At 74.2% G+C, this 16,029-nt stretch carries 15 protein-coding genes; 5 read left to right on the top strand and 10 right to left on the bottom strand.

Annotation, left to right across the window (positions count from 1 at the left end):
* Positions 1–38 precede the first annotated feature (38 nt).
* Positions 39–323: a hypothetical protein gene (locus tag ACZ3TI_RS20465; protein WP_465728058.1), complete on the top strand. Its 285-nt coding sequence runs from the start codon at positions 39–41 to the stop codon at positions 321–323.
* A 42-nt stretch (positions 324–365) separates the two neighbouring features.
* Here ACZ3TI_RS20465 and ACZ3TI_RS20460 read toward each other — a convergent pair whose 3' ends face one another.
* Both ACZ3TI_RS20460 and ACZ3TI_RS20455 read right to left on the bottom strand, forming a co-directional pair.
* Positions 366–1,085, bottom strand: a complete 720-nt coding sequence (locus ACZ3TI_RS20460; RefSeq protein WP_465728056.1) for an RDD family protein — start codon at positions 1,083–1,085, stop codon at positions 366–368.
* Between the two features lie 99 nt (positions 1,086–1,184).
* Positions 1,185–2,660 (bottom strand): RDD family protein, encoded by a 1,476-nt coding sequence (locus ACZ3TI_RS20455; RefSeq protein ID WP_465728054.1) that lies wholly within the window; start codon positions 2,658–2,660, stop codon positions 1,185–1,187.
* 452 nt (positions 2,661–3,112) lie between these two features.
* On the opposite strand from ACZ3TI_RS20455, the gene ACZ3TI_RS20450 reads away from it, so the two are divergent.
* On the top strand, positions 3,113–3,529 hold the full coding sequence (locus ACZ3TI_RS20450; RefSeq protein WP_465728052.1) for an SsgA family sporulation/cell division regulator: 417 nt from the start codon (positions 3,113–3,115) through the stop codon (positions 3,527–3,529).
* A gap of 128 nt (positions 3,530–3,657) precedes the next feature.
* On the opposite strand, the gene ACZ3TI_RS20445 is transcribed toward ACZ3TI_RS20450, so the two are convergent.
* From ACZ3TI_RS20445 to ACZ3TI_RS20430, 4 genes are all read right to left on the bottom strand, one after another.
* A complete protein-coding gene (locus ACZ3TI_RS20445; RefSeq protein WP_465728050.1) occupies positions 3,658–5,076 on the bottom strand; it encodes a glycosyltransferase 87 family protein in 1,419 nt (472 codons plus the stop codon).
* A 163-nt stretch (positions 5,077–5,239) separates the two neighbouring features.
* The gene (locus ACZ3TI_RS20440; RefSeq protein WP_465728048.1) at positions 5,240–6,826 is read right to left on the bottom strand and encodes a glycoside hydrolase family 18 protein; all 1,587 of its coding nucleotides are present in this window, start codon (positions 6,824–6,826) and stop codon (positions 5,240–5,242) included.
* A gap of 282 nt (positions 6,827–7,108) precedes the next feature.
* Positions 7,109–8,554: a sensor histidine kinase gene (locus ACZ3TI_RS20435; protein ID WP_465728046.1), complete on the bottom strand. Its 1,446-nt coding sequence runs from the start codon at positions 8,552–8,554 to the stop codon at positions 7,109–7,111.
* On the bottom strand, positions 8,551–9,255 hold the full coding sequence (locus tag ACZ3TI_RS20430; protein WP_465728044.1) for a response regulator transcription factor: 705 nt from the start codon (positions 9,253–9,255) through the stop codon (positions 8,551–8,553). Before ACZ3TI_RS20430 ends, ACZ3TI_RS20435 begins: the two co-directional genes overlap by 4 nt.
* Positions 9,256–9,390: 135 nt before the next feature.
* Between ACZ3TI_RS20430 and ACZ3TI_RS20425 the strand changes: the two genes are divergently transcribed.
* Positions 9,391–9,924, top strand: coding sequence for a hypothetical protein (locus ACZ3TI_RS20425; protein ID WP_465728042.1), 534 nt, complete (start codon positions 9,391–9,393; stop codon positions 9,922–9,924).
* Between the two features lie 40 nt (positions 9,925–9,964).
* Here ACZ3TI_RS20425 and ACZ3TI_RS20420 read toward each other — a convergent pair whose 3' ends face one another.
* Complete coding sequence (locus ACZ3TI_RS20420; protein ID WP_465728040.1) at positions 9,965–10,507, bottom strand: VOC family protein; 543 nt, start codon at positions 10,505–10,507, stop codon at positions 9,965–9,967.
* Positions 10,508–10,710: 203 nt separating this feature from the next.
* Here ACZ3TI_RS20420 and ACZ3TI_RS20415 point away from each other — a divergent pair, with 203 nt between their 5' ends.
* Positions 10,711–11,262, top strand: coding sequence for an Lrp/AsnC family transcriptional regulator (locus ACZ3TI_RS20415; protein WP_465728038.1), 552 nt, complete (start codon positions 10,711–10,713; stop codon positions 11,260–11,262).
* Positions 11,263–11,272: 10 nt separating this feature from the next.
* On the opposite strand, the gene ACZ3TI_RS20410 is transcribed toward ACZ3TI_RS20415, so the two are convergent.
* The 3 genes from ACZ3TI_RS20410 to ACZ3TI_RS20400 all read right to left on the bottom strand — a co-directional run bounded on the left by ACZ3TI_RS20410 (position 11,273) and on the right by ACZ3TI_RS20400 (position 15,025).
* Positions 11,273–12,079 carry a S16 family serine protease gene (locus ACZ3TI_RS20410; protein WP_465728036.1) on the bottom strand — a complete coding sequence of 269 codons (807 nt, stop codon included), beginning with the start codon at positions 12,077–12,079 and terminating at the stop codon, positions 11,273–11,275.
* A 102-nt stretch (positions 12,080–12,181) separates the two neighbouring features.
* Entirely contained in the window at positions 12,182–12,832 is a 651-nt protein-coding gene (locus ACZ3TI_RS20405) for an IclR family transcriptional regulator (protein ID WP_350581577.1), read from the bottom strand.
* A gap of 360 nt (positions 12,833–13,192) precedes the next feature.
* Positions 13,193–15,025 (bottom strand): DEAD/DEAH box helicase, encoded by a 1,833-nt coding sequence (locus tag ACZ3TI_RS20400; RefSeq protein ID WP_465728325.1) that lies wholly within the window; start codon positions 15,023–15,025, stop codon positions 13,193–13,195.
* A gap of 309 nt (positions 15,026–15,334) precedes the next feature.
* Here ACZ3TI_RS20400 and ACZ3TI_RS20395 point away from each other — a divergent pair, with 309 nt between their 5' ends.
* Positions 15,335–15,763 carry an SsgA family sporulation/cell division regulator gene (locus ACZ3TI_RS20395; RefSeq protein ID WP_465728033.1) on the top strand — a complete coding sequence of 143 codons (429 nt, stop codon included), beginning with the start codon at positions 15,335–15,337 and terminating at the stop codon, positions 15,761–15,763.
* The last annotated feature ends 266 nt before the right edge of the window (positions 15,764–16,029 follow it).

Below are 16,029 nucleotides of genomic sequence, written 5' to 3'. Positions count from 1 at the left end.
CCCCGCCCGTTTCCCCCGACGTGCGAAGGACCCCCGCCATGCCGCGTCCCTCCGCTGCCCAGGTCTGCCTCGGCTCGTTCACCGTCGTCGCCTCCACGGTGGCGCTGCTGGCCGTTTCGGGCGCCGACGGCGTCCTGGCGGTCGCGGTGCTGGTGGCGTTCGCGCTCGCGCTCGGCACTGTGGTGACGGTGCTCTCGCTGTCCACCTCGTCCGCCGCCGCGAAGCCGGGCCTGGCGGCCGGGACTCCCGGCCCCGCCCCCGCTGCCCCGGCCGCCCCGGGGGTCCCCGCCGTCCCCGAGCGCGCGTACGCCCGGCAGCGCTGATCCGCCGCCGGGCGCGGGCACGGGCACGCTGCTCGCCGTCGCTCAGACCTCCGTGGTGACCACCACGGTGTTCGCCCCCTTGTCGTGGATGCACTGCCGGTACGGCTTGTCGAAGACGCCGAAGAGCCCGTCGACGACCCACCAGAGCGCGGCGCAGCAGAGCACGGCCGGGAGGATGAAGACCGCCGAGCGGGTCCAGGCGGCGGCCTGGGTCGGGGTGCTCCCGTCGATGAGCATGGCGACGCGGACCTTCACCGCCTTCTTGCCGAGGGTCTGACCGTCCCGGCTGATCATCAGGGCCTCGTAGACGAGGTAGAGGGCGCAGGCGAGCCAGAACGCCTCGGCCGAGCCGTTGCGCCGGCCGAGGTCGGCGAAGGGCGCCACCACGACCACGGCGATGGCCTGCACGATGAAGTAGTCGATCAGCCGGGCGAGGATCCGCTTGGGCCAGGTGCCGAGTGGTGGCATCCCGGGGACCGGTCCGGCACCTGGGGTCCCGTACGCGCCGGTGCCGTAGCCGGTGCCGTAACCGGGCGGGGGCTGGTCGTACGGGTTCTGGCCGTAGGTGCCCCGGTACGCGCCGGGGCCTTCGGACGGGCCGCCGGCCGCGCCGCCGACCGCACCGCCGGACGGGCCTTCGGGCGGGGTCGGGCCCGGCGGCTCGCCTTCCGGCTTGCCGTTGCCCGACTGCGGGGGCTGCTTGTCGAAGGAGGGCTTGCCGCCCCCCTCCGGCTGGGGGCCTGAGGGGTCGTGGGTGCTCATGCCCCGAGTAGAACATCACACATTCTCAAGGTTCGTGATATTTCGCCCGTTTTGCCGCCGCGCGCGTGGCAGCGGCCAGGGGCCGCGGGGCCCGGCGGCTCAGGCCCGCACCACCCTGGTCCGGGCCGCCCGGTCCTGCCAGCCGCGCCGGGTCGGACGGTCGAACACCGGCCAGACCAGGCCGAGCAGCAGCACCGCGCCCACCTGGCGGACGACCCACCGGAGCAGCGAGCGGCCGAGGGTCAGCCGGGCCTTGGCGGCGGGGGCGGCAGGGGCGGCGGCGTCGACCACGCGGATCCGGACCAGCCGCTTGCCGAAGGTCTGGCCGGTACGGGCGATCGGCAGCACCTCGTAGAGCAGGCTGACGAAGAGCAGGATGCCGATCAGCACGGCGATCTTGCCCACCACCACGTCGTCCACCAGCCAGACCTGGACCTGACGGCGGGTGAGGGCGCTGGCCATCCGGGCCTGGTCGAGCTTCTGCTGGAGGTGGTCGGATACCGAGCGGCCGAGCGGGATCCCGGCGGCGACGGCGACCACCAGCAGCACGGCGGTGTCCACCGCGCGGGCCGCCAGCCGTCGCCCCAGCCCGGCCGGCACGACGGCGGGGGCGGCGGAGCGGCGACGGACGGTCGCCTGCCGGGTCGGGCGTACGGCGGGCATCGGCGCGGTGGGGGCAGTGGCGGCAGTGGCGGCAGTGGCTGCGGACGCCACAGGCCCCGCGGACGCAGCCGGGCCCCCGGACGAGACCGGCCGCTCCGACGCCCCCTCCGCCTTCACCTCCACCGCCGTCTCCGCCTCCGCCTCCGCGACCACCGGCACCGCGCCGGAAGCCTCGACGGTCGGCGTCGGAGCCTCCCGCGCCGCCACCGCCAAGGCGGGCGCGACGGCGGCCGCCGGCTCGACGGCAACAGGAGCGTGCTCCGCTTCCGCACGCCCCTCCTCCGCCTCGGACGCCCCCGGAAGCACCCCCCAGGAGACCCAGCGCGGCGCACCGCTCGTCTCCATCAGCCCCCGCTGCGCCCGCGGATCGGCCTGCCACCCCGACTCCCCCGGCACCGCACCCGCCCCGGCCTCGGGCACCGTCTCGGACGCCGCACCGGCCACCGGCCGGTCGACGGCACCCGCCGGTACTCCCGTCGAGACCCCCGCCGCCGGCCCGACCGACCGGAACACCGGCCCGCCGATCACCTCCGCGACCCTCGGCCCGAGCACGAAGGAAGCCCCGCCCGAGGTCTGGTCGAAGTACACCGGCCCGGTGTCGCCCCCACCGGCGGGCGGCTCGGCCTCCGGCACGGACACGGACGACACCGGCACCGACACGGGCACCGCGGCCGCCGGAACCACCGGGGGCGGCACCGTCCGCGCCGCCGGGACGCCCGGGGCCGGGCGTCGGGTCGCGTACCGGGGTGGCTCCAGCACCTCGCCCTCGGCGGGCGCGGGTCGACTGGTGCCGGGCACCCAGGCCGAGCCGCCCCAGTACCGGACGAACCCGGGGATGGACGGGTCCGGGTAGTAGCCCGGCCCGGGTGCGACGGCCGGGTCGCCGCCGTCGGCGAAGGGGCGGTCCGTCATGGGGGTCTTCTTTCCTGGCAGGTCCTGAAGAGGGCAAGGAAGGACGGTGGACGGCCGGCGGGCGACCGATGGGACGGCCGTCGGGCAGCCGGATGAAGCCGGTGGATCGACTGCAACGCATCCGCCCGCGCGCACGACCCGGCGCACGCCCGCCGCTCGGCGCGCGTGGGGCACCACCGATGGGCGGACAGTCGCCGGGCAGTCACAAAGGGTAGTACCTCGCCGAAGTCACGACGGGAAGTTCGCGAATCCTCGGACAGCGGAGGGCCGTCCGCGGTAAAGAACCAGGCGCGCGAGCGGCCCCCGCGCGCCGCGCAACCGCCCGTTCACCACCCCTCACCGAACTTCCCGAAGAAATCCCGGAAACGTGTGTAAGAGCCGGCGCGGACCGCCCTCTCAAAGGTCACAGGGCCCGGAACCGGGTACGACCCGAAGCAGAGAGGAAGACGATCATGGAGCGCCCCGTCAGCGTCGTCGAGCACGAGCTGGAGCTCAACCTGGTGCTCTCGCCGGAGCACAGCGTCCCCGTCCCGGCGCGGCTGTCCTACGGCAGCCACGACCCGTACGCCGTCTACATGACCTTCCACCTGGACACCGGCTCCCCCGTGACCTGGGTGTTCGCCCGCGAGCTGCTGGTCGAAGGCACCTTCCGCCCGTGCGGCCAGGGCGACGTGCGGATCTGGCCGACCCGGTCGGGCCGCCGCAGCGTGCTCTGCCTCGCGCTGAGCTCGCCCGCCGGGGACGCGCTGCTGGAGGCGCCGCTGCCCGCCGTCGCGGCCTGGCTGGAGCGGGCGCACCGGCTGGTCCCGCCGGGCAGCGAGATGGCCGTGCTGGACATGGACGGCTCGCTCGCCGAGCTGCTCGCCTAGGCGTGCGCCGCAGCGTGCACCACACGTACGGCGCGACGACGGCCGACGACAGTCGACGACGGCCGAGCACCAGCGAGAACGAGCGAGGAAAGCAGGAGCAGGAAAGCGGAAGCGGTGCCCCCTCCGGCTCAGCGGGCCGCGGGGGCCTGCTGACGACCGCGGACAGCGTCCGCACCATCGCCCTCGCCGTCGCCGTCCGCACCGCGCTGTCCGGGCAGCCGGACCAGAGCCGCGCCGGCGGAGCGTCGCCGCGCCCTGGTCCGGATCGCGGCGGCGAGCAGGAAGCAGAGCCCGACCCACGGGTAGACCGAGGTCGGCAGCTGGCGCCACGGTGACATGTGGAGGACGGCCGCGCCGACCGGCTTCGCCGCCCACATCGCGAAGGAGAGGAAGGCCACCAGCGTGGCCCAGAACACGGCCCGCCAGCGCAGCCGGCGGACACCGGCCGGGCGGGCGTGCTCGACGGAGGCCTCGGCGGCGAGCAGCACGAGCAGCGGCACGCACCACACCCAGTGGTGGGTCCAGCTGATCGGCGAGATCAGCACCGCGGTGACGGCCGCGCAGCAGACGCCCCAGGCCTCGGCCCGGGGCAGCCAGCGGCCGCTGCGGGCGGCCCAGGCGGCGACGGCGAGGCCGGCCAGCGCGACCAGGCCGGCGCCGAGGGTGGCGACGGTGCCGGGGTCGGCGCTGTGCAGCAGCCGGGCGAAGGCGCCGCGCAGCGACTGGTTGTCGACGATCCAGGTCTTGCCGACCCGGGAGGAGTCGTAGAGGTACTTGGTCCAGAAGCCCCAGGTGGCGTCGGGCAGCACGAGCGCACCGAGCAGGAAGGTGCCGAGGAAGGTGAGGCCGGCCACGAAGGCGGCCCGGATCCGGCCGGTGATCAGCAGGTAGACGGCGAACAGGCCGGGGGTGAGCTTGATGCCGGCGGCGATACCGATGGCCATGCCCTTGCTGCGGCGTTCATCCGAACGGGTGAGGTCCCAGAGGATCAGGCAGGCGAGCGCGAGGTTGATCTGGCCGTAGCGGAGCGTGGTGAAGACCGGCTCGAGCCAGACGCCGAGGCCGGTCGCCAGGATCACCCCGATCGGCCGCAGCTCACGGCGCGGCCAGCCGACCAGCTTGAAGGACAGGTGGGTCAGCAGCGTGAGCAGCCCGATGTTGCCGAGAGTGATCACCACGCGGAGGAAGGGGACCGGGAACCACGTGGTCGGGACGAACAGCATCGCCGCGAACGGGGGGTAGGTCGCCGGCAGGTTCCACTCGGTGACGCGCAGCCCGTACAGGTCCGCGCCGTCGGCGACGGCGGCGCCCTCGGCCCGGTAGACGATCATGTCCACCATCGAGGTGTGGACGAAGTGGCGCACCACGGCGTACACGACCAGGGACAGCAGCGCCAGTGCGGAGGCGGCCAGCAGCGGGCGGCGGGGCGCCTCGCGCAGGGACTGGACGGGAGCGCCGAGCACGCGGCGCAGCCGGTCCGACAGGGGCTCGGGCGAGGGGTCGGGTGCGGTCCGCACCGGGCTGCGCTCGTCTTGCACCGCTGTCACTGTCCACTCCGTCCACCGCTCGGCCAACCAGCGACGATACCGGATGCCACTCGAACGGAGCCGGACACAGCCGATTACGGAAGGTGACGAAAGACCCCGGCCGCCCGTGCTCGGCTGCGGACTGAGCACGGACGGCCGGGGCCGTCGGGGAACCCGGAGGGCCTCAGCCCGTGTACGCCCCCAGGGCCCGGGTGAAGTCCAGCGGCTGCTGGACGATGCTGCTGCAGGTGGCGTCCGCGTAGGCCTTGGCGCCGCCCGCGCAGGCCTTGTCGCGGGTGCCGGACCACATGGCGAGCCAGGCGAGGTGCTTGGCCGTGGCGAAGTCGGCGAGCTGCTTGGCGTCGGCCACGGTGAAGACCTCGCTGGCCACGTCGTTGACGCCGATCATCGGGGTGACCGCGACCTTGCGCCAGGCGGCCGCGTCGTCTAGCCCCAGCACGCTCTTCACCTGAGCCTGGGTGGCGGTGGCCGCGGCGATCGCGTACTTGCCCATCTGGCCCTGCGGGTTGGGGGCCACGCCGTCGCCGAAGTCCATCGCCATGATGTTGACGGCGCCGATCGCGACGCCGTCGGCCTTGGCGCCGGCGACCAGGTTGACGCCCTCCTGGGTCAGCCCGGAGGGCAGCGCGGGCAGGGTGAAGGAGACGTCGAGGGACTTGCCCTTGGCGGCGGCGTTCTTCTGCAGCTGGGCGACGGCCTGGGCGCGCCGGGTGTTGGCGGCGGCGTCGGCGATCGCCCCGCCCTCGACGTCGAAGTCCACCTTGGTCGCGCCGTACGCGTCCACGACCTTCTGGTACGCGGCGGTGAGGTCCGCGGTGGAGCCGCAGGCGAGGGCCAGCTCGCTGCCGTTGGCGCCGCCGAAGGAGATCCGGACGTCGCCGCCGATCGCCCGCAGTGCGCCGATCTGCGCGGCCACCGCGTCGGCGGCCAGGTCGCTGACGCCGCCCCACTTGGGCACGCAGCCGCCGCCGGACACCACGAAGGCGAGGTTGAAGTTCTTCACACCGCTCGCCTTGGCGCTGGCCACCAGGTCGTACGGCGGGTAGAGCGAGGTGTCCACGTACGGGGCGAAGCCGGCCCCGGCACCGGCCGGAGGGACGGGCACACCGGTCGCCGTCGGGGTGGGGGTCGGCGCCGGGGTGGTCGGCTTCGCCGTGGTGGTGGGACTGGGCTTGACGGTCGCGGTCGCGGTCGCCGTGGCGGTCGCGGTCGCGGTGGCGGTCGGGGAAGCGGGAACCGTCGGGGAGGCGGTGGCGGTCGCCGTCGGGCGCCCCGAGGGGGTGGGCGCGGTCCCGTCGCCCGCCTTGCAGGAGACGTTGTTGATCAGACAGTTGCCCGGCTCGGCCTGCGCCGCGCCCGTGCCCTGGGCGACGAAGCCGACCACCACGCTCCTGCCGGGCTCCAGCCGCTTGCTCCAGGCCTCCGGCTTGACCGTGATGTGCTGTCCCTCGGCGGTGAAGGTGGCGTTCCAGAGCGAGTCGATCCTCGCCCCGGCCGGCAGGTCGAAGCTGAGCGTCCAGTCCTCGATCGGGCTGCTGTCCGGGTTGGTGACCAGGTACTGGCCGGTGTAGCCGGCGTCCCAGGTGCTGGTCCGGCTGTAGACGGCGCCGAGCGAGGCGGCGCTGGCCGAGGTGGCGAGGACGACCGTCCCGCCCGCGACCAGGGCGGCGGCGACCGCGGCGGCCCCGATGATCGCGCCCTTGCGGCTGCGCCTGCGGTGGCCGGAGCGGCGGGTGGGCTGGGTGGTCATGGCGCGTTACCTCCGCGGGTGCCTTCGGGCGGCCGCCGTCCGGGCACGGGGTGCCTGCCGTCCGGGCACGGGGTGTGGGGACGTCCGGGCGGCCGGCCCGGCTCGGTCGGGTGACCGGCGCGACCGACGCTAGCGGCGACCCGGGGGCCGAACGGGCGGGCTGAGCGAGCGGTAGAACTCCCTTAGGCCGCAGTTAAGGAAGAGGCCTCCCCGGGCACCTGACCCGCCCTCACCATCGGGAGCCCGGAACCCCCGCCCCGGAAGCCACAGCCCCCGGAACCCTCACCGCTGGAACAGCGCGCCCCGCGCGCCCCGCGAGCGCCGCCGCCCGGCCCGGGCGGGCGCCGCCCCCTCCGGCCGGGTGCGCAACCGCAGCCGGGTCTCGGCGCCGCCGAGGACGGCGGAGCGGCCGAGCGCGAGGTCCCCGCCGGTGGACTCGGCGAGCTTGCGGACGATGTCCAGGCCCAGGCCGGTCGAGCCCTCCCCGCCGTGGCCCTCGCCGCGCTTGAGGGCGGCGGCCGGGTCGCTGTAGCCCGGTCCGGCGTCGCCGACCAGCACGATCACCGAGCTGTCGGTGGCGAGCACGTCCACCGAGAAAGCGGTGCCGACGGCGGTGTGCCGGAAGACGTTGCCGAGCAGCGCGTCGACGGCGGCCGCCAGGTCGCCGCGCTGGACGGGTACGGGTACGGCCCGTTCGGCGCCGGCCAGCTGCCAGCGGCGGCCCTCGTCCTCGGCCAGCGCCGACCAGAAGCCGACCCGTTCGCGGATCACCTCGGAGGCGTCGCAGCCGACGGCGACGGCGGGCGCGTCCTCGGGGGCGCGGCGGGCCGAGCGGATGATCTGGTCGACCTCGCGCTCGAGTTGGGCGACCGCGTGCCGGGTGGCGTCGGCCGCGTCGCCGTCGCCGAGCGAGGCGGCGTTGAGCCGCAGCACGGTCAGCGGGGTGCGCAGCCGGTGGGACAGGTCGGCGGCCAGTTCCCGTTCGGCGGCGAGGAGTTGGACCACCCGGTCGGCCATGGTGTTGAACGCGTGGGCGGCTTCGCGCAGTTCCTCGGGGCTGCCGTCGACCTGCTTGCCCTCCACCGGGACGCGGACCGCGAGGTCGCCGGCGCCGAGCGAGCGGGCGGCGCCGGCGAGCCGCCGGGCGGAGGCGACGATCCGGTTGCCCATCCGATCGGCGACCAGCACCGAGATGGCGACCAGGGCGAGGGCGACGACGGAGAGGACGAGCCAGGCGGTGGAGACGCCCCAGGTGAGGTCGCTCTCGGCCACGAACACCTCGACCACGGCGGTCCGCCCGGTGTCCACCGCGACCGGCTGGAGCAGCGCGTAGCCGCCGGGCACCTGCACGGTGAAGGAGCGGCCCTGCCCGCCGGCCGTGGCCACCTCGTCGGCGGCGGCCCGGCCCTCGCCCAGCGTGGGCCCCACCGGCCCGCCGGTCCCGGGGGCCTCGGGCTGCCCCGCCGCGGGCAGGTGGACCGCCATCCGTCCCTGCCCGCCCGCGTCCGTGCTGGCCAGGGCGCGGGTGACGGCGTCCTGGTCGGTGGTGATCGCCAGGGCCGGTCCGAGTGCCGCCGCCTGCCGCTCGGCGGCGGTGAACGCCCGGTCCCGTGCGGTCTGCTGGACCATCAGGCCGAGCGGGATGAGGAAGGCCAGCGCGACCATGGTGGTCCCGGCGACGGCGGCCTTGATCAGGGCCCAGCGCAGCGAGTGCCCGAACCTCCTCATGTCCGGTGCCCCGCCGCGCCCCCGGCGGCTTCCAGCCGGACCCCGACTCCCCGGACGGTGTGCAGGTAGCGGGGGTTGGAGGCGGTCTCGCCGAGCTTGCGGCGCAGCCAGGAGAGGTGGACGTCGATGGTCTGGTCGCCGCCGTAGGTCTGCTGCCAGACCTCGGCGAGGATCTCCTTGCGCGGCACCACCACGCCGGGCCGGGCGGCGAGGAAGGCCAGCAGGTCGAATTCACGGCGGGTCAGGTCGAGCGGCCGCCCGTCCAGGGAGGCTTCGCGCCGCTGCAGGTCGATGGCGAGTCCGCCGACCCGCAGCACCTGGGCGACGGGGGCGGCGCCGCCGCCGAGCCGGCGCAGTACGGCGGCCATCCGGGCGCTGAGGTGCTCCCCGGAGAAAGGTTTCACCAGGTAGTCGTCGGCGCCGTCGTTGAGCAGCCGGACGATCTCGGCCTCGTCGTCCCGGGCGGTGGAGATGATCACCGGCACGTTGGTCAGGCCCCGGATCATCTTCAGCGCCTCGCTGCCGTCCAGGTCGGGCAGGCCCAGGTCGAGGATCACCAGGTCGCAGCCGACCTGGGCGACCTCCCGCAGCGCCTCGAGCGCGGTGCCGACGCTGCGGACCGCGTGACCGGTGTCGGTCAGGTGGCGGATGAGGGCGGAGCGTACGAAGGGGTCGTCCTCGACCACGAGCACTGTTGCCATGGGCCTGCACGGTACGCCATCGGCGGGCAGTGGTCTGTACCTCGGGACCCGGTCCGGACATTGTGCAACTGCCCTGAGGAATAGGGGCACACCCCCTGCTCGGGCGGGGCGGAGATACGGCAGGATGTGCGAACGATGCGGAACGGACTGGTACAGCTCGGCGCCTGGGCGGCGGCCACCGGGGCGGCGGTGGCGCTGTCCTGGCTCGGCGTGCACGCGGTGCTGACCGGCGCCGCGTTCGAGCAGCCCACGGCTCTGCCGCTGCCCTCCCCGAAGGCCGACGGCACGCCGTACTCGCCGACCGCCACGCCCGAGCAGCCGCGCTCGGCAGAGCAGTCCCCGACCCCGGCCCAGTCGTCCTCCCCGACCGCCGCCACCCCGCACGAGCCGGCCCCCGTCGCGACCGTCCCGCCCACCCGCCGGCCCACGCCCACGGCGACCGCGACGTCCACGGTGAAGAGCTACCCGATCCCGGGCGGCAAGGTCGCGCTGGACCTCAAGCCCGACCGGGCCTCGCTGGTCTCCGCCACTCCGGACCCGGGCTGGCAGATGCAGGTGTGGAACGGCGTCCAGTGGATGCGGATCGACTTCACCAAGGACAACCAGGCCAACTCGGTCTTCGTCTACTGGAACGGCCACCCGCCGATCGTCGAGACCGCTGTCCGGTGACGGCCGTACGCTGACGCCCGTCCAGCCGCCGTCCGCCCCCTCAGAACCCGTCGTGCGGCACGAACCCCGGCAGGTACGGCCCCGCGTAGCCGGCCCGGTCGACCAGCGTGTGCCTGGTCCCGCCGGGCACCGCGATGGTGGCCAGCACCACCGATCCGTACGCGTCCCGGGTCTCGTACGGCTCGGCCAGCGACAGCGCACCCCGGTCGACCGCGTAGTCGTAGGCGTAGTAGACGTCCGGCACGCTCACCGTGACGTCCAGCACCCCGTCCCCGTGCCGGTCCAGGTACGCGGCCAGCTCCCGCCCGCGCGGGCCGATCGCCTGCACCGGCGAGCTGAGCACGATCCGCGTCCCCGGCGCGGCGAGCACGTACGACACGGTCTCCGGCTCACCGGTCTCCGGCCCCGCGTACGCCGTGCAGCGCAGCCCGAGCGCGGCGCAGTAGCGGCGGGCCGCCCGCTCGGCGTCGCCGACCGCGAAGACCACCGCGTCGGCGCGGCCCGTCGGCAGCGGGCCCGGTTCGCCCGCGTCCGGGATGAGGCCTGCCCCGAGCAGGACGGGTTCGGCGGCGGTGTCGGTCATGACGGCCCTCCCGGTAGGCGTACGGACCACGCTGGGGCCCCGGTGCCGGGGTGGGGGACCCGGGAGCACAGGGGTGTGGCTGGAGGGTGGCGCCGAGCCGACCGACGCGCAACTGTTCCGTTTCCTCCTGGTCAAGCTGTGCCCCGGGGCGGGAGAATCGGCCGCACCGCTGTACAGAATGCCCACCGGAGGACGGTGCCGCGATGCCCCCCGCCCACTCCTCGAGCTCCCCCGGCTCGCCCAACCCCCCTGCCCCGCACGGTACTTCGATCGTTGGCAGCACGAACGACACCATCGACGCCCTGGACGGACGGCTGATCCGGCTGCTCGCCGAGGAGCCGCGGATCGGGGTGCTGGAGTGCTCGCGCCGACTGCAGGTCGCCCGGGGCACCGTGCAGGCCCGGCTGGACCGGCTCCAGGCCAAGGGGGTGATCGGCGGCTTCGGTCCGGAGGTGGACCCGGCGGCGATCGGCTACCCGGTGACGGCCTTCGCCACCCTGGAGATCTCCCAGGGCCAGGGCACCGACGTGCGGGCGCACCTGGCGAGCGTGCCGGAGGTGCTGGAGCTGCACACCATCACCGGGATCGGGGACATGATGGTGCGGATCGTGGCCCGCTCCAACGCCGACCTGCAGCGGGTGATCGACCGGGTGGTGGGCTTCGACGGGATCGTCCGCTCGTCCACCGCGATCGTCCTGGAGAACCCGGTGCCGTACCGGATCCTGCCGCTGGTGGACCAGGCCGCCGCCGAATAGGACCGAGAGGTCAGCAGGAGGGGACGCTGCCGCCGCTCTTGAGCGCCTTCAGCGCCGAGACCGACTCGGCGAGGGTGCCGACCGGCACCAGCCGCAGCGTCTTCGGCAGGTTCACCTTGGCGTCCGAGCACTCGTCCCTGGGCAGCAGGAACACCGTCGCGCCGTCCCGGGCGGCCGCCTGCGTCTTCAGCGGGACGCCACCCACCGGGCCGACGGTGCCGTCCTTCTCGATGGTGCCGGAGCCCGCGATGGTGAGCCCGCCGGTGAGGTCACCGCCGTTGCCGTCGCCGGAGAGCTTGTCGACGATGCCCAGCGCCAGCATCTGGCCGGCGCTCGGGCCGCCGATCGCGCCCAGGTCGATCTTGACCTTCACCTGGTTCGGCGACAGGTGGAGGTAGCTCAGCGCGGCCGCGGTGGCGTTGTCCTGCGACTCGGCCATCTGCTGGGCGATCACCTCGTCCGCCTTCCCCGGGCTGCTCTCCGGGTAGACCGTGTCGGTCGGGCGGACGGCCTCCTTCGGGTCGAACCAGGCCTGCATCGACCGCAGGAAGGTGTTCTTCTGGTCCGCGTTGGTCGCCGTGATGGTGACCATCCGCAGCTCGCCCTCGGTGGTGCGCACCGGCGCGCCGGTGATGGTCAGCACCGGCCTGCCCTCGAAGGTGCCCAGGGTGTCCGCGGTCGACCCCGGCCAGGTGACGGTGTACGGGAGCGGGACGAAGGCGGCCACGCCGAAGAGGGCGGTGACCAGCGCCCCGCACAGCGCGAGCGAGCGGGTCCGCGGGGAGGCGAGGGCCTTGGCGAGCTTGGTGTCGGACACAAGGGGAATCCAAACACACTGTGCCGGTCGCCCGCTCACCTCCGGGGCGCTCCGGCCCGGCGCCGACGGTTGTCACGTGGCGCCCCGGGCCAGGTGCGGGCGCTACCTCAGCGCGTCGGCCACCTCGGTCGCCGCCTCCACCACCCGCGGGCCGACCCGCTCGGGCACCAGGCCGTTGAGCATCACCACGCCGACGCTGCCCTCGATGCCGCTCAGCCCGAGCAGCGCGGCGGCGGCTCCGCACGCCCCGGACTGCTCCTCCGCGCGGGTGATGACGAAGCCCTGCTCGGGCCGGCGCTGGCTGGGGAAGGTGCGGGCCTCCAGGATCGCCCGCCCGGCCGCGCTCTCGGTGAGCGGGTGGCGCAGCCCGGTCCGGTAGGCGACGTGGAAGTCGGTCCAGCTGGGCTCGACCACGGCGACGGCCAGCGCCTCGCTGCCGTCCACCAGGGTGAGGTGGGCGGTGGCGCCGAGGTCCTCGGCGAGGCTGCGCAGGGCCGGCAGGGCGGCCTCGCGCAGCAGCGGGTGCACCCGGTGCGCGAGCCGCAGCACGCCGAGGCCGACCCGGGCGCGGCCGCCGATGTCCCGGCGGACCAGGCCGTGCTGTTCCAGGGTGGCCAGCAGCCGGTAGACGACGGTGCGGTTGACCGCCAGCCGGGCGGCGAGCTCGGTGACGGTGAGTCCCCGCTCGGAGTCGGCGAGGAGTTTGAGGACCCGGACGCCGCGGTCCAGGGTCTGTGAGGTCTCGGCTGTCACGACGGGCAATCCTTTCCGCGGCGCTCGCGGGGCGGGCGGCGCCGGTGCAAGGTCGGTGTCGCGCGCAGGTGGGGGTGGCCGCGCTCGGACCGCGCGCGGGGTCGTCCTTGACACCGGGGCGGTCCTGCGGCGCCGTCCCGCGGGGTCTGCCCGGCGGAAGAGCGTGGGGGAAAGGTAGTGAAGGAAATGTCGCGGGGGAAGTGGTTGTCCAAAATTCGGGCGTGATCGACTTCAACATCGCCGAGAATTCCGGACAAACACCCCCAATCCGCTGTGCACATCAGCGCACAAGTTCGACCTCGGTCCGATGTCCGGACACACCGGGGCAACAGGGTCGGCCTGGAGCCGCCCGCCGGACCGTTACTTCGCCCACTCCCGTATCTTGGCGATCCGCGCCTTGAGCTGGTTGGCGGTGGCCTGGGCGGTGAGCGGCCCGCCGCACTGGCGGCGCAGCTCGTTGTGGATGGTGCCGTGCGGCTGGCTGGTGCGGTGGTGCCAGGCGGCCACCAGCGCGTTCAGCTCCTTGCGCAGCTCGCGGAGCTCCTGGTGGGTGACGACCGGCCGCTGCTCGGCGGGCAGCTCCAGCAGGTCGGCCTCCTCGGCGGGCTTGGTCTTGCTGCGCTGGATCTGCCGGTGCTGGCGCTTCTGCAGCAGCATCTGCACCTGGTCCGGCTCGAGCAGGCCCGGGATGCCGAGGTAGTCGTCCTCCTCCTCGCTCCCCGGGTGGGCCTGCATGCCGAACTCCATGGCGTTGTACAGCACCCGGTCGAAGACCGCGTCGGAGCCGATCGCCTCGTAGGAGAACTCCTCGCCGCCCGCGCCGTCCGGCCCGTCGTTGGCCCGCTCGGCCTCGGCGAGCAGCCGGTCCTCCTCGTCGAACAGGCCCTCGCCCTCCTTCTTCGGCCGGTCCAGGACGTGGTCGCGCTGGACCTCCATCTCGTTGGCGAAGCCCAGCAGCATCGGGATGGTCGGCAGGAACACCGAGGCGGTCTCGCCGCGCTTGCGGGCGCGCACGAAGCGGCCGACGGCCTGGGCGAAGAACAGCGGCGTGGAGATCGAGGTCGCGTACACCCCGACGCACAGCCGGGGCACGTCGACGCCCTCGGACACCATGCGGACCGCGACCATCCAGCGCGAGGTCCCGGCCGCGTAGTCGGAGATCCGCTTGGAGGCCTCGGTCTCGTCGGAGAGGACCAGGGTGACCTTCTCGCCGCTGATCTCGCGCAGCATCTTGGCGTAGGCGCGGGCCACGGTCTGGTCGGTGGCGATCACCAGGCCGCCGGCGTCCGGGATCGCCTTGCGGACCTCGGTGAGGCGCCGGTCGGCGGCCTGCAGCACGCTCGGGATCCACTCGCCCTGCGGGGACAGTGCGGTGCGCCAGGCCTGGGCGATCAGGTCCTTGGTCATCGGCTCGCCGAGCCGGGCCTCCAGCTCGTCGCCGGACTTGGTGCGCCAGCGCATGTTGCCGCTGTAGCTGAGGAAGATCACCGGGCGGACGACGTGGTCGGCGAGCGCGTGCCCGTAGCCGTAGGTGTAGTCGGCGACGGACTTGCGGATGCCGTCGCCGCCCGCCTCGTACTGGACGAACGGGATCGGGTTGGTGTCCGAGCGGAACGGCGTACCGGTCAGCGCCAGCCGGCGGGTCGCGGGCTCGAAGGCCTCGAAGCAGGCCTCGCCCCAGGACTTGGAGTCACCGGCGTGGTGGATCTCGTCCATGATCACGAGGGTCTTGCGGGCCTCGGTCCGGTTGCGGTGCAGCATCGGGTTGACCCCGACGCCCGCGTAGGTGACCACGATGCCGTGGTACTCCCGGGAGAGCGGCCCGGACGAGTACGCCGGGTCCAGCTTGATGCCTATGCGCGCGGCGGCCTCGGCCCACTGCTTCTTCAGGTGCTCGGTCGGCGCGACCACGGTCACCTGCTGCACCAGGTGGTTGTGCAGCAGGTACGAGGCCAGGGTGAGCGCGAAGGTGGTCTTTCCTGCGCCCGGGGTGGCGACCGCGAGGAAGTCGCGCGGCTGCGTCTCGATGTACTTGTCCAGCGCGCCCTGCTGCCAGGCCCGCAGCTTGCCCGCGGTGCCCCAGGGGGCGCGGCCGGGGAAGGCCGGGGACAGGTGGTGCGAGCCGGCGGGTGCGGCATGGCCGACGGAGCGGACGGGCGCCTGGGTCTCCGATACGTCGGAGAACAGCGGCATCGAGGAGGCGGCGGCAGTACTCACGGTCTCCGAGGGGGATCATCGCAGGTCAGAGGCGGTTTAGCGGCCCCGTCCCGCGGTCGGGCGGCGATCGGACAACCCGCCCAGCCTACCGGCCCGGCGCCGTTCGGACCTCCAGGCGAGCCTCCGCGCCGAGCCCGCACGGCCGGAAATCGATGTGATGCGGATCACATCGCATCGCCCGCGAAACCGGGTAATCACGGCAGTCATCGGGACTCTCACCAAGGTGAGGCCGCACCACCCTCCCCCTGCCCCGCGCGGCCTCGCACCGAACCGAAGGGACCGCCCGTGCGCACCGTCGAAGAGACCGTCCAGGCCCGCCTGATCCTCTCCTCCCACCGCTCCGCCCGCCTGCGGGTCGTCCTGTCCTACCTCCCGGAGGACCCGCTGGCCGTCCGGATGGCCTTCCCCGCCGAGTTCTCGCTGGACGACGACCCGGCGGAGCAGGACGCCGGGGACATCGTCTGGGTCTTCGCGCGCGGGCTGCTCTCGTCCGGCATCGAGCTGCCGGCCGGCGTCGGCGACGTCCACGTCCGGCCCGCCCCCGGCCGGTGCACCATGGTCGAGCTGCGGGCCTCGGAGGGCACCGCGCTGCTCCGCTTCGATACCGGCGACCTGCGCCGTTTCCTGTGGCGCAGCCGGCTGCTCGTCCCCGAGGGCGAGGAGCACCTGCACCTGGACGCCGACCGCGCCCTCGCCCAGCTGCTCGGGCAGTGACTGCTACTCGCCCGCTCGCCTCCGGGGCGCTCTTGACCTGGTCCCGACGGTCGGCGCTCCAATGCCTCTCGTCCCTCGGGCCTCCTCGCTTCTCCCTTTCGGCACCGGCGCGCCCCTTCGGCTCGGGGCGGGGCCCGCTCGCCCGCTCGTCTCCGGGGCGCTCTTGACCCGGTCCCGACGGTCGGCGCTCCAATGCCTCTCGTCCCTCGGGCCTCCTCGCTTCTCCCTTTCGGCACCGGCGCGCCCCTTCGGCTCGGGGCGGGGCC

Source organism: Kitasatospora sp. NPDC023120 (assembly GCF_055560835.1).
The sequence above is the reverse complement of the archived record's forward strand: the minus strand, read 5'-3'. Positions and strand labels throughout refer to the sequence as shown.